The sequence below is a fragment of the Sphingomonas sp. genome, from assembly GCF_025353885.1.
Taxonomy (GTDB): Bacteria; Pseudomonadota; Alphaproteobacteria; order Sphingomonadales; family Sphingomonadaceae; genus Sphingomonas_O.
On record NZ_JANXNX010000068.1, the window covers coordinates 43,568 to 56,525 of the forward strand.

The window sequence follows — 12,958 nt, forward strand, 5'->3', positions numbered from 1 at the left end:
AGCATTACCTCCGCGCGCCATCGTCTTCCCCTGAGATTTTCCCGCTGGATACTTGATAGATCTGTCGGATGCTGACGACAGGTTTCCTTCGGCGACCCCCGATTACAAACGGGCATCACGTGCACAACAAGACTATCTATTGTCGCCCTAGGGCAGTTTCTACCCAAGACTGCGAAGGACCCGAGCAGTCCGGATGCGGCAATCGAAGCGTCGATTGCCCAACATAATAAAAACCCGCGCGGCCATTCCGACGCGGAAAAAATAGGTAGGGGATATCAAATTGCGCAGTTTCCTTTTTGCGACGACAGCTTTCATTGCATGTACAGCAGCAGGTGCAGTCCAGGCTCAGGGAACGACAAGTGGCACTCCCACGGTCACTTCACCCGACGGTACTGACCCGGCAAGCACCGGTCTTGCGGACATTATCGTGACGGCACAGCGCAAGGTTGAGACTGCGCAAAAAGCGGCAGTTGCCATCAGCGTAGTCGGCGGAGCCGATATCGTTCGCGGTGGTGTCGCCAATGTGACCACGCTGAGTTCGCTGGTCCCAGCCCTGACCATTCAGCAGATCGGCGCGTCGAACGCATCGTTCATTCGCGGTGTCGGAAACTTTTCGGTCTCCGTAACGAGCGATCCCGCCGTCGCCTTCAATTACGACGGTGTGTATCTGGGCCGCATCAATTCGACATCGGGTACGTTTTACGATCTCGAGCGCATCGAAGTGCTCAAGGGCCCACAAGGCACATTATACGGGCGCAACGCCACGGCTGGTGTGATTAACATTCTGCCTACGCAGCCCAAGCTTGGCGAAACTTCGGGCTATGCCACAGCCTCCTACGGCAACTTCAACGACCTCGCGATAGAGGGGGCGGCCAATATCGCACTTGGCGAAAATGGCGCGATGCGCGTGTCTGGCGCTATCCACAATCGCGACGGCTACAACAATGACGGCACCTCCGATAATAAGTCTGATGCCCTCCGAATTCAGTTGAAAGCACAGCTTACCCCACAGCTTATGGTGCGGGTGTCGGGGGATTACACCCATCTGGGCGGCCGCGGAGGCAGTTGGAGTTATCTCGGACGCTACACGGCAACAACGTTCACACCGTCGGGCCTGTCCCGCTCGGAAGGGGTGAATTCACCTGCGTCGCAGGCTTATTTTCAGGCGCTTGGCGCCGGTGCGATCGGGCAGGTTCGTGCGCGGCGCGACCCCTTCCCTCAGATTTTTCAGAATAGCGATTTTTTCGGTACGAACGCGGTAGTCGAATATGATACCGGCGCGGGCGTATTGACGCTTGAGCCTGCGATCCGGTTCGATCGGATCCGAAATCTTAACCCGGCAGGCGGGTTCCCGTCGAACAACGACCAGCGCGATCTCCAGTATTCGATGGAGGCCCGGTTCGCCGGCAAAATCGGGCTATTTGACTACACGCTGGGCGGTTTCTATTTTAATGAGGATGTATCGTTACGCGGCGACACAACTACTTTTGGCAGCAACGCGAGCTTTAATACGACAAGCCAGAAAACTGATTCCTATGCGTTTTTCGGGCGAGTCACCGCTCATCTTACAGATAAGCTGCGTCTTGTCGGCGGTGTCCGGTATACTCACGACACAAAGACTCTCGATGCCAGTCGGATCGCGATCTCAGTTAACTGTAGTGTACCCTTCACGTGCATAAATACGATCCTTCCACCGTCCGTACCGTACCTAAGTCAGTTGCCCTTCGCGGTGCCGGCAGGGAACGGCCAGGTGGTTCCCGGCCCCGTTGCGGGTACAACGGTCAGCCGCAGCGACACTGTATTTGTCAGGCGGTCCACATTCACGCATCCCACCTATCGCGGCGCTGTAGAATTCGACGTTGGCCCCAGGTCGCTGCTTTACGCCAGCGTCGAGACTGGCTTTCGTTCGGGTGGCTTTAATACAGCGGTAGGGTTTGAGACATTCGAACCTGAGTTTATAACAGCATTCACGCTGGGGTCGAAGAACCGCTTTTTTGACAACCGCCTGCAAATCAATCTGGAGGGTTTTTATTGGAAATATCGCAACCAGCAGACCGCGCATCCAGGTTTTGACCGCGGCCGCCCACCGAGCGCCAACAGCATTACGGAAAACATCGGAAAGTCGACGATCAAAGGCTTTGAGGTGGAAACACGCTTCCTGTTGACGCCAACCACTGTGCTCGGTGCCGACGTGCAATATCTGGATGCCGTCAATGATAGCTTTACCTACTCGACATCCGCGGCGCTACAGTCTCGTACCGGGTGCCCGACGGCAGCTTCGGTCCCGGCGACGATCCCAGCTAGCATCGTCGTTAATTGCGCGGGTCTGCCATCCTTCAATTCGCCGAAATGGACCGTGAACCTGTCGGCGCAGCAGACGGTGCCCGTCGGTAATTATAAGCTCGTGCTCAACGCCGACACCCAGTACAAGTCATCGCGATTCATGGGCTTTGAATACCAGCCCGAGCAGTTGCAGTCGGCCAGTTGGACAAGCAACGCACAGATAACCTTCAGTCCCGAAAACGATCGCTGGTCGATCGGCGCGTATGTCCGCAACATCGAAAACAAGCGCCTGCTTGCTGCGCCATTTGCCTTTGGTGGTGTCCTGGTTGCATATACAACTGCACCAAGGACCTACGGCGTGCGCGTTGCGGCCAAATTCTGATGACATTGGATAGGCAGGCGCCAGTGACGATCGATCTCGACACCCTGGTCGATGGGCGGCCCGTACAGGTGTCCACTATACTGTTGATTGTCATAGCGGCGCTCGCGCTCATCAGCGACGGTTTCGATTTAGCAGCCATGGGCTATATCGCGCCCGAGTTGTCGAAGGAATGGCATCTCGCACAGGGTGCCTTGGTTCCTGCATTCTCTGCCGGCATTATCGGAATGATGATCGGTGGCCCGCTGCTCGGCTATCTTGGCGACAGATATGGGCGAAAGCGCATAATTGTGCTCGGTCTGACCGTTATCGGCCTCACCACGCTGGTCACGATGGGGGCGACTTCGGTCACGCATTTCGTCGTGCTACGCTTTATAACAGGCGTGGGGCTTGGCGGCGTCATTCCTAACGTCGTCGCACTGGTCGCTGAATTGACCCCGCGCCGGACGCGGGGACGACTGATCGTATTGATCACCCTTGGCATCGTTCTGGGGATTGCGCTTCCAGGCTTGCTCGGGGCCGCGTTGGTCCCCCTTTATGGATGGCGGGTTCTTCTCGTCATTGGGGGAGTTCTGCCACTCGCAATCGCGTTGATTTCTGTTTTCGTGCTACCCGAAAGTATCAAATACCTTCTGGTCCGTGGCGATCGCAACGATCGTGTTCGAGAGCTTGCTCGTCTGCTCCGACCCGATCTCGCTATTGATCCCGACGCCCGCATCACGATCGCCGCGACCGTGCCGTCGACATCGCGCGGATCGACTTCGGCGTTGTTTGCTGGACCATTTGCGCTGATCACGCCGTTGCTTTGGATCTGCCAGGCAGCCAACCAGATGGCCAATTTCTTCTCGCTCACGTGGCTGCCGACGTTGCTGCAATCGAGCGGGGCGACAACGGCGCAAGCAAGTACAATCGCGGCCCAGTTTTCGCTTGGAGGGTTTTTGGGGGGCATCGTCATGATGTTCATCATTGACCGGCTTGGCGTTGTGCCACTGGTCATACTTTTTGCGCTTGGCTGCCCGCTGGTTGCAGCGATGGTTTTGCCCGGCTTGTCTCCGGTCATGCACGCGCTGGTGATAGCGGGTGCGGGTTTCTGCGTCGTGGGCGTGCAATGTGGCATGACGGGCCTTCTCGGCGTCCTTTATCCAACCCCAATCCGCTCGCTCGGCACAGGCTGGACGCAGTCCGCAGGCCGTCTTGGGGCACTTGCCGCTCCGGTGGTGGGTGGGATTTTGCTCGGCATGAATTTGCCCGCCCAGGAACTCACTCTCGCGCCCGCTTCGTTACTCGCTGTCGGTGCAGTTGCCAGCGCAGCGCTCGCCTGGGCGTGCTGGCGCCATTTCGGGGGCGTTCATGTGAGCGAAGTCATTGTCTCCCCAATCGAAGGACATCGTGCGTGATCAAATCTCTTCTCATTGGCGGCCTGCTTGCGACGTCGAGTGTGGCGATCGCTCAGGAGCGGCCGGGCCCGCCGCAAGTGCTCATGGTCAAGCCGCTCCGTGGCGGGGCCTATTGGATCGAGGGGGGGCGCGCCAACACCGGCTTCATCGTCGGTAAAACGAGCGTAATCGTCATCGACGCCGAGATGAGCCCCGATATGGTCAAGCAAGAGCTGGCGGCAATCGCTAAACTCACTGACAAACCGATTTCCACAATTATCGTCACGCACGCCGATCCAGATCACGTCGCGGGCGTTCCGCTCTATCCGGCGGCCGCGCGGCTGATCGAACACGAGAACACCTGGAGCGAAGTGGTTGCGTCATCAAACGATCCGACCGGGGGACCACTGACTAGCGTGTACAAGCGAGTGGTTACCCACAAACCATCCCACACGATCGCCGGAAATGAGACGGTCACCCTAGATGGCGTCAGAATACAGCTTATCCATATCGCCCCCGCGCACACCAGCGGCGACTTGATTGTCTATCTTCCGGCTCAAAAGATTGTCTACGCGGGTGACGTTGTAACGACCAACCTCGGGCGATTCCCTGTCATTCATTTCGGGGGCTCTTCGCTTGGCTGGATCGCCACAATGAAGGCGATGCTCGCCCTTGACGCTACGACTTATGTTGGGGGCCACGGCAGCCTGGAGACAAAGGCGCAGCTTGAAGCGCGCGTTCATGATGCCGAGGAACGACGTGCGGCGGTCAAAACCATGGTTGAGCAAGGCAAGTCACTCAGCGACGTAGAGACTGCGTTGCCCGAACCCGGTGCCAACCCAATGTTTTTCAGTTTCACTCGGACCGTCTTTGACGAGCTGACGAAGGGCTATCCGCCAGCGAGCCCGCCTTGGACCAACATCGTCAAACATTAGAGTAATTGTCAGTCAGGAGAATTCCCGTGCTTTCGACCCGCCTCATCCTCGCAGCCGCAACTTTATCCATTGTCGTTCCCGTTATTGCGCAGACGTCGACGCCGGCCCCTGCCCCTGCCGGTCCTCCCGGTGCACCGGATGCCAGCCGCGTTGTTGCAGGCAGCTACAAAGTGGACGTCAACCACACGCAAGTGGTTTGGACCCTAGACCATCTCGGTATTACTCCATTGACAGGTGCGTTTGGCGCAAGCAGCGGCACGCTCGAGATCGATCCCTCGAAATTATCGGCCGCGAAGGTCAACGTCACCTTTAATATTGCCGACATCGCAACAACGTCAAAAGGCTTTACTGAGCATTTGCTCAAAGCCGATCTGTTCGATGTGGCGAAATTCACGAACGCTAGTTTTACATCGACCGCGGTTGTGACCAACGGAACGTCGGCCCGCGTGTCAGGCAATCTCACGATCAAAGGGATTACCAAACCGGTAACGCTCGACATGAAATTCTACGGCGCGGGTGCGAACCCATTGAGCAAGAAGTTGCAGGTTGGATTCTCCGGTACCGCGACAATTCAGCGCAGCGACTTTGGCCTCGGTTATTCGGTCCCGCGGGTCGGGGATGCAGTGATGCTGAGCCTCGTCGGCGCGTTTGAAAAAATAGGCTAATAAGGCTGCTCAGGCCACTGGAGCATTTGTGCCCTCGCTTACCCCCTCCCCCTCCACTGTTGCTACGCGGTACACCACTGTAGCGATCGTTCTTCACTGGCTAATCGGTGCGCTCCTTCTTTTCGAAGTCGGTCTGGGCTTGCGCATGGAGGGCGCGCATGGAGCGGCGCGCTTCGCCTCGTTCCAGCTCCACAAGTCGATCGGGATAACGATATTGTTGCTGGTGGCGCTGCGGTTGGTCTGGCGGTGGCGCAACACCCCGCCGCCGCTGGTTCATAGCGGCTGGGAGCGCGCGTTAGCAGGCGGCGTCCATATTCTCTTCTACGGCCTTTTGCTGGTAATACCGTTCAGCGGCTGGCTCATCGTTTCCTCAAGCCGCATCGTCGTGCCGACACTGCTCTACGGGGCAGTCCCATGGCCGCATCTGCCGGGATTGGACACTCTGCCCGCGGCAGCCCGCGATAACTGGAATGCTGTTGGCAAGTTCGCTCACCACAATGGCGTCTATCTGATCTACGCTCTGTTCGCTCTCCATCTGGCTGGTGTTGTTAAACATCAGTTCGTCGATCGAGACGGTGATTTGGCGCGCATGGCGCCTGGCATCGCGCCGGGAGTTTGGCGCGACCCGCGCCTGATTGGCATCGTCGTAATCGCGATATTGGCCGTCGGGCTGGGCCTGCAATGGCTACCCATAACCGGAACCGTAGTAAGCTCCCAAGTCGTGGCCAGCCCCGCTGTGACGTCGCCGCTTTCGAGTAACTTGGTAACCGACCCTAAAAAGGATGTCCCTGCCCCGATCGATGAGGACGCAACTCCCATTATTGGCAACACAAGTAGCGCTGAAAAAGCATCGACATCGCCGAATTGGAAGATTGCGCCCGGCTCGACATTACGGTTCACGACCAACTGGTCGGGTGACGCCATTGTGGGAAGTTTCTCGAATTTCGACGGCAACATCAGCTTCGACCCCGATCATCTTGATACCGCGCACGTCGAAATCCGTATCCCGCTTAATTCAGCCTCCACAGGTGATGCTCAACGTGACGAGACCCTAAAAAGCTCGGAATGGTTTGCGGCTTCGACATTTGGCACCGCGGTGTTCAAGGCAGACCGTTTTCGTAAGGCGGGCCGTGGTTATGTCGCGAGCGGCTCGCTTACGCTGAAAGGTAAAACACTCCCGATTACACTACCATTCACGTTGACGATCAATGGCGACAAAGCGGCCATGCAAGGCACGGCGACGGTCGATCGTACCGCATATAAAATCGGTGAGGGCGAATATGCAGGGACAAGCGAAATTCCGGCTTCCGTTGGCGTGACCGTCAACGTTCATGCGATCCGGGGGGATTAGCTTTGGGTATCGCCTGCAGCCAGGGGGCATCTTAAATCGGTCGCCATGCACCTTAGGATCGCGGTCAGAAATATAACGATCATCGGCTTGATGACGAAAACAGGATTGGAGCGACAGGGTGTCCACGATGGCCACTATCAGCGAATGGCTCGCGGCGACATCGGTCAGCGTAGCGGTCTCCGGCGCGCCGTGGGTGATACCCACCGTGCAAAGCATCCATATTCTTGCGATCGCGATCGTTCTTTCGTCCGTCGCAATGCTCGATTTGCGCCTCGCAGGGTTTATCGGACACGAACGCCCGGCGCGCAGCACCGCACTTCGCACCTATCCATGGATATGGTGGGCACTCATCGTGCTAGTGACCACCGGCTTGATCATGATCATGGGCGAGCCTGAACGCGAGCTTCGCAATTGGATTTTCTGGACGAAGATGACACTGATTGTTGCTGCGGTCGTCGTCACGATGCCGGTCCAACATATGCTAGATGAGCGTCCTTATCGCGACCACGCTCGTGCACAGCGTCTTAAAATCAGAGGCTTAGCGCTTCTCTCCTTGGTATTCTGGGTGCTCGTCGTCGTGTGCGGCCGCTGGATTGCTTATGCGGGAGAGAACTCGCTGTGACCTTGCTCGATCTTTGCACTTCACTCGAAGCGAGCAGTGTGGGTTCTGCGATTAGCGAGTCCGAATGGCTATTTCCAGCCATTGAAACCATCCATGTTCTTGCGCTGACGCTCGTTATAGGGTCGATTGCGATGCTCGATTTGCGATTGCTCGGTGTCTCGTCGCGCGACCGGGGTGTCGTGGCGCTGGCTGCGGAAACGCTCCCGTGGACGTGGGCCGCATTTGCGATAGCCGCCATCAGTGGCTCGTTGATGTTTGTGTCCGCAGCGACAAAATATTATGGCAACACGCCGTTTCGCATCAAAATTATCCTGCTCGCGCTTGCCGGGGCCAACATGGCAGTCTTTCACTTTACGGCATATCGGCGCGTCCATCATTGGACTGAAGCAGTACCCACGCCGATCGCCGCACGGACAGCAGCGACGCTTTCGTTGATATTCTGGATTGGTGTCGTTTTCGCAGGTCGCTGGATCGGCTTTGTTTGACGATGTGCAATAGAGGAGCCTGAGATGAAATATAGGACGAAGATCGCCGGGTTGACCTTGTTGTCCATGGCAATCAGCACGCAGGGGTTGGCGCAGACCCCTCCGGCGGCGCCCACAAAAACGGTTGAGCGCAGTATCCGATTTTATGGAGATCCTTCAGCACCCGATATTTCGGGGGTTTGGCAGGGCACGGCCATGGGGATACCCGGCGAAGGGCCGGTGTCGAATTCGGGCCGCACCGCCGACGGTAGCCCGCCCATCTATTGGGCGCCTTGGCCACTGCCCTACACTCCGGAATTTCGCAAAGTTTTCGAGGAACGCCTGGCCGCGACGAAGCGTGGCGTCGCGCTTGGCGATACTGGCGCGCGATGCCTCCCGTTCGGGTTGCCCAACATGCTGGCTTCAAAACATTACCCCGATGAATTTATCCAGACCCCTGGGCAAGTCACGATCTACCCCTTTGGCACCTTCCCCGTGACGATCTGGACAGACGGTCGACCGCATCCCGCCAACTTCGTGTCGAGTTATAACGGGCACTCGATCGGCCACTGGGTCGGCGATACGTTGCACGTTGAAACCATTGGCATCCGGGGCAACACACCGCTCGACAGCAATCGCGATGCTCACAGCGACAAGCTGCGTCTTGAATGGACCATTCGACGTGTAACGCCCGATACGCTGCATCTTCATTTAACGCTGTTCGACGACGGCGCGTTTACCGAGCCGGTGACGATCACCAATATTTATCACCGGAAAAACGGCCCGGAATGGGCCTTGCTTGATGACCAGTCGTGCTTCGAGAACAACCAGCACGTTGCACCGCCGCCGACAGCAGAAGGGTTCACAAAGTTTTGACCCGCGCAGGCATCAGTCTGGTTGCGATTGTTGCGCTTTCAGTGCTCGGGTACACGCCTGCCAGCGCACACGACGATGTGGCGTGGAAAGCGGAACGCGAAGGGCGCTTCGCCGCTGTAAAGGCGGCACTGCCGCCCCAGGACGCCACCATTGCTACTATCAAATCGAAAACCGCCGCGATGGTTTCTGCATATCGGGCAGCCCCCGGTCCGGCGCTCCAGCATCCCCCGGTGGTCTGGCGCACCGCGGCGGCGCCCGTCGTCGTGTTTGATACAGCCGTAGCGCCGCGCATGGTCGTCGTGCCAGCTGGCGAATATACAATCGGTTCGCCAGATACCGAAGCTGGCAGGCAGCATGACGAAAAACGTCGCCGGGTGCGGTTGAATCGCGCTTTTGCTGTCTCAATGTTCCCGATCACTTATGGCGAATATTCGTGGTTTGTCCACGCGTCCGGACACAAGTCGGCGACGGCATGCACGATGCCGGACAATGTTTCGGCCAGCGGCGCGCGTGATTGGCTTAATCCCGGTTTCCCGCAAACGCCGCGCAGTCCAGTGACCTGCGTCGCATATGCCGACGCGCAAGCTTATGTGCGCTGGCTCGCGCAGACGACCGGTCACCGGTATCGACTGCTGTCAGACGCTGAATATGAATATGCTGCACGTGGTGGGACGACCACTGCGTATTGGTGGGGCGAAGACTTTGCCGCCGGGTGTGCACCGGTCAATTCAGCCGATGCCTGCGACCCCTTTGCGTTCACGGTCCCGCTCGACAAAAGCAAGGCAAACGCGTTCGGCCTGTTCGACGTCGCAGGGAACGTCGGTTCGTGGACGTCCGACTGCTGGCACGGCAACTGTGCGGCCCGCGTGGTGCGGGGCGGCTCATGGGCCACCCCTGCGAGCGACTTACGCGCTGCAGCACGGGTGCGCGGTGATGTCCGTGCGACCAGCGCCGACCGCGGGTTCCGTGTCGCTCGCGATCTTTAGTCAGAACTGGCACGAGCAGCGGATGCGTCACAGTACGGCTTTTGAAGTGTGAGGCGGTCAATGGCGCGCAGCAAGTTTTTGGCATCGCGATTTTCCTACGCGCTGGCGGAGCAGTACCAGTGTCGATGCCTTGGGGCGCCGGCATACTGGACGCATTAAAAGGCCGAACGCTCGACGGCGTTATGGTGAACGTAGACGGCGGCGCGCAGCTAAACCTTGAAAGCACAGCACCCCATATTGTCTTATCCAATAAGCTTTGGCTCGGGCACCTATACCTTCTGGTGATGAACAAGCGCACTTGGGACAGGCTGGCGAGGCGAGACCGCGATGCGATCCAACGCGCCGCACACACCGCCTATGCAGTGCCGGGTGCCGAAATGGACCGCAGTCTGGTGTCTCAGCGCGCGGAGTTGGAACAAAGGGGCGCCACGGTGCGAATTCCCGATGCCAATAAACTGGAGCGATGGACGACAACTTCCGCATATCGCAAATTTCAGGACAAGTGGGTGAAACGATAACTACCCGAAACTCAGTCCAACGCTCGGCTTGTACGTGAGAAGTCAGGGCATTGATGAACGAGTTCTCAAGCTGAACTATCAGCCCCCCGCCGATGCCGCCAGCTGTCGTACATGATTGGCAGCGATGCGATGGATCAGGTCGTTCAGATATTGCGCTGGCGGCGACAACTGGGTCCGTTCTAGCCGCACCACGCAGATCGGCGGCGCGAATGTCGACTCCCGGATCGGGATACGCACCAGCAAATTGGTCGAGGCAATCAGTTCCAGCCATTCGCGTGGTCCCGGAACCAGTAGGTCCGACGAGGCGACGACCGAGATGATGCTCATTCCCGACGCCGCCTGCGCGACGATCTTGGGCGACGACAGCCCCGCCGCTTCGTAGATCGCGTTGACCTCATTTTCGGTGTTGGGCATCACCGGCGTCGTCACCCAACAGGCATCGACGAGTTCGGCGATCGATGTCGCCGCGGCAAGCGGATGGCCGCGTCGCCCGATGATGATGCGGGGATTTTCAAATAGCACGTCGCACACCAGGCCCCGGCTGCGCAAATCCTTTGGGACCGGCCCGACATAAGCGTCGATCTCACCATCGCGGATGCCAGCTTCCAACGCCGGATAAAGCCCTTCGATGATCTTCAGCCGCACATCGGGGTAGCGCCGAAGGAAAGGGTTTATGATGCGCGGTAAAATCGCGACATGCGCGGCCGTCGACAAGGCCAGTGACAAGGTGCCTGACTCGGCACCTTTATAGCGTTGCACGTCCTCAAGCGTGTGCTGCATTTGAGTTTGAATTGTCCGCGCATGATGCGTCACTGCACGCCCGGCTTCGGTTGGCATCACGCCACTCGACGAGCGCTCGAATAGCTGAACGCCGAGTTCGCGCTCTAGTTCGCGAATGCTCCGCGTCATCGCGGGCTGGGTCATGCCAAGTTGGCGCGCGGCTCCGCGCAAGCTACCCCGTTCGCTGATTGCGACGAGCACGTTAAAATGGCTTAGCTTCATCGACCTCCCTGTGCGCCTCTAGTTTGATGGAGGGGCGCTATCCTGTCCGATCAACCTATAAGGTAACGTCATCAGTCGCGATAGCGGCGACTGCATATCCGTAAAGCAAAGACCGGAAAAATTCTGCAATATCTTTAAGGGCTTTTGGCAAGGCTCGCCAAATTTGCTGTCACGCCCGTGGAGGAGTCGGGAAACACCTGCGGCTGGCCGTCCCACTTTGTCGCGCGCCGTGATCCCGCCCAAACGATGTTCGCGCGCAGGCCGACGCCACGAAGTGAATCGACCGCGAGCAACGCTTCGAAATCTTCAGCCGCTCCAACGGCCCGTGTTAACTCATTGAGCGTTTCGGGTCGCGTTGCAAAATCAGCAGCTTGCATCAAGGCGGCGTCACGCGTGCCACCGATCACAACGATTTGGTTCCCGCCCACACCTTTAAAGCCCGCAATGAGTGCATAATCACGCGTTGGCGTGTCGGTGCCCGCGTCAAGGTGCGACCCCGCAAGAAAGCGCCGCCCGGTCCAGCGATCCACAATTTCATCATAGGACGAGCCAATTCCAAAGCGCGACCCGCTGAAGAGAGGATCGCGCAAAGACCCCAAGCCGCTCAGATAGCCCAGATACACGATATTAGTCAGCTTGAGTTGTTCAGGGGTGAGGTTTGAAGCCGGGATCACGAAACTCGGCACTTCAGCACGAGAATTGCGCCGCACGACCGGAGCAATAACGCGCAGCGCATTGCCAACGCCGACCGGCAAATAAGCGAGGTCCAGGTCTATGACGTCGCGCACTTCTCCTTCACGGGCACTAAACCGCGCCGCCAGATCGCGACTTGAATTGACGTCAAATTCCCGAACCAAGCGCGATACGTCGCCATCGCGATTGCGCTCACCAAAGATATAATAATCGCCTACGACCAAAGCGATCCGCCTTTCGCCGTCGACGATTGGGCTCCACAAACGGCTGGCTCGTGCCGTCGCAAGCGGCGCTTCAGCGGCGTCGGGTCGGCGTGCGAGCCACCAGGTCCCGAGAATTGCGGCGATTAGCAACAGCATCGTGCCCATTTCCCAGCCGCGACGCGACGATGGTGTCACATCCGGTGTCACCGCTTCAACCACCTCGCGCGGAACGACGACGAGCCGGTACCCCCCTTTTGGCAGCGCGAGACGGAACGGAAAATCGGCTCCTGGCCCTGCATAGAACTCGTCAAGTTTGCGGCGCAACCGATGGACGTGGACACGGATCGAGGCATCGTCTTCGGCTTCCTTGTCGAAAACTTCGCGCGCGATCTCGATCTCTTTTGGGGCGCGTCCTTCGCGCGCGCAGTCCACCAGGAACCGGAACAACCGGTCCAGCGCCTGCGAGCGCCCGAAGGCGTCGTGGCTGATTACAAGCGCAGCCTGGTCATCGAGCGAGGCTTCAGCAATAGGTCCCGTAGTCATGCCAAATCTTAACGAAGTAGTCGTTACAATGCGAGATGTAACGCTTAATAACGTGTCCGAAC

12 protein-coding genes are annotated in these 12,958 nt (G+C 58.2%); 10 read left to right on the forward strand and 2 right to left on the reverse strand.

Annotated features, from left to right (window positions below; genetic code table 11):
* Positions 1–427: 427 nt before the first annotated feature.
* From Q0R02_RS07475 to Q0R02_RS07520, 10 genes are all read left to right on the forward strand, one after another.
* A complete protein-coding gene (locus tag Q0R02_RS07475; protein ID WP_293882073.1) occupies positions 428–2,665 on the forward strand; it encodes a TonB-dependent receptor in 2,238 nt (745 codons plus the stop codon).
* Positions 2,666–2,688: 23 nt separating this feature from the next.
* Positions 2,689–4,059 (forward strand): MFS transporter, encoded by a 1,371-nt coding sequence (locus Q0R02_RS07480; protein ID WP_293882075.1) that lies wholly within the window; start codon positions 2,689–2,691, stop codon positions 4,057–4,059.
* The gene (locus Q0R02_RS07485) at positions 4,056–4,973 is read left to right on the forward strand and encodes an MBL fold metallo-hydrolase (protein WP_293882077.1); all 918 of its coding nucleotides are present in this window, start codon (positions 4,056–4,058) and stop codon (positions 4,971–4,973) included. Before Q0R02_RS07480 ends, Q0R02_RS07485 begins: the two co-directional genes overlap by 4 nt.
* A 26-nt stretch (positions 4,974–4,999) precedes the next feature.
* Positions 5,000–5,638: a YceI family protein gene (locus Q0R02_RS07490; protein ID WP_293882079.1), complete on the forward strand. Its 639-nt coding sequence runs from the start codon at positions 5,000–5,002 to the stop codon at positions 5,636–5,638.
* Between the two features lie 28 nt (positions 5,639–5,666).
* Positions 5,667–6,989 (forward strand): YceI family protein, encoded by a 1,323-nt coding sequence (locus tag Q0R02_RS07495; RefSeq protein ID WP_293882081.1) that lies wholly within the window; start codon positions 5,667–5,669, stop codon positions 6,987–6,989.
* Positions 6,990–7,116: 127 nt separating this feature from the next.
* The gene (locus Q0R02_RS07500; protein ID WP_293882083.1) at positions 7,117–7,611 is read left to right on the forward strand and encodes a DUF6644 family protein; all 495 of its coding nucleotides are present in this window, start codon (positions 7,117–7,119) and stop codon (positions 7,609–7,611) included.
* Positions 7,612–7,649: 38 nt separating this feature from the next.
* Positions 7,650–8,096 (forward strand): DUF6644 family protein, encoded by a 447-nt coding sequence (locus tag Q0R02_RS07505; protein WP_293882085.1) that lies wholly within the window; start codon positions 7,650–7,652, stop codon positions 8,094–8,096.
* A gap of 24 nt (positions 8,097–8,120) precedes the next feature.
* A complete protein-coding gene (locus tag Q0R02_RS07510) occupies positions 8,121–8,951 on the forward strand; it encodes a hypothetical protein (protein WP_293882087.1) in 831 nt (276 codons plus the stop codon).
* Positions 8,948–9,937, forward strand: a complete 990-nt coding sequence (locus tag Q0R02_RS07515) for an SUMF1/EgtB/PvdO family nonheme iron enzyme (protein WP_293882089.1) — start codon at positions 8,948–8,950, stop codon at positions 9,935–9,937. Before Q0R02_RS07510 ends, Q0R02_RS07515 begins: the two co-directional genes overlap by 4 nt.
* A 41-nt stretch (positions 9,938–9,978) precedes the next feature.
* Positions 9,979–10,455: a hypothetical protein gene (locus tag Q0R02_RS07520; protein WP_293882091.1), complete on the forward strand. Its 477-nt coding sequence runs from the start codon at positions 9,979–9,981 to the stop codon at positions 10,453–10,455.
* Positions 10,456–10,533: 78 nt separating this feature from the next.
* Here Q0R02_RS07520 and Q0R02_RS07525 read toward each other — a convergent pair whose 3' ends face one another.
* Together Q0R02_RS07525 and Q0R02_RS07530 are read right to left on the reverse strand one after the other, a co-directional pair.
* Positions 10,534–11,457: a LysR family transcriptional regulator gene (locus tag Q0R02_RS07525; RefSeq protein WP_293882093.1), complete on the reverse strand. Its 924-nt coding sequence runs from the start codon at positions 11,455–11,457 to the stop codon at positions 10,534–10,536.
* A gap of 134 nt (positions 11,458–11,591) precedes the next feature.
* Positions 11,592–12,896: a helix-turn-helix domain-containing protein gene (locus Q0R02_RS07530; protein ID WP_293882095.1), complete on the reverse strand. Its 1,305-nt coding sequence runs from the start codon at positions 12,894–12,896 to the stop codon at positions 11,592–11,594.
* Between the last annotated feature and the right edge of the window lie 62 nt (positions 12,897–12,958).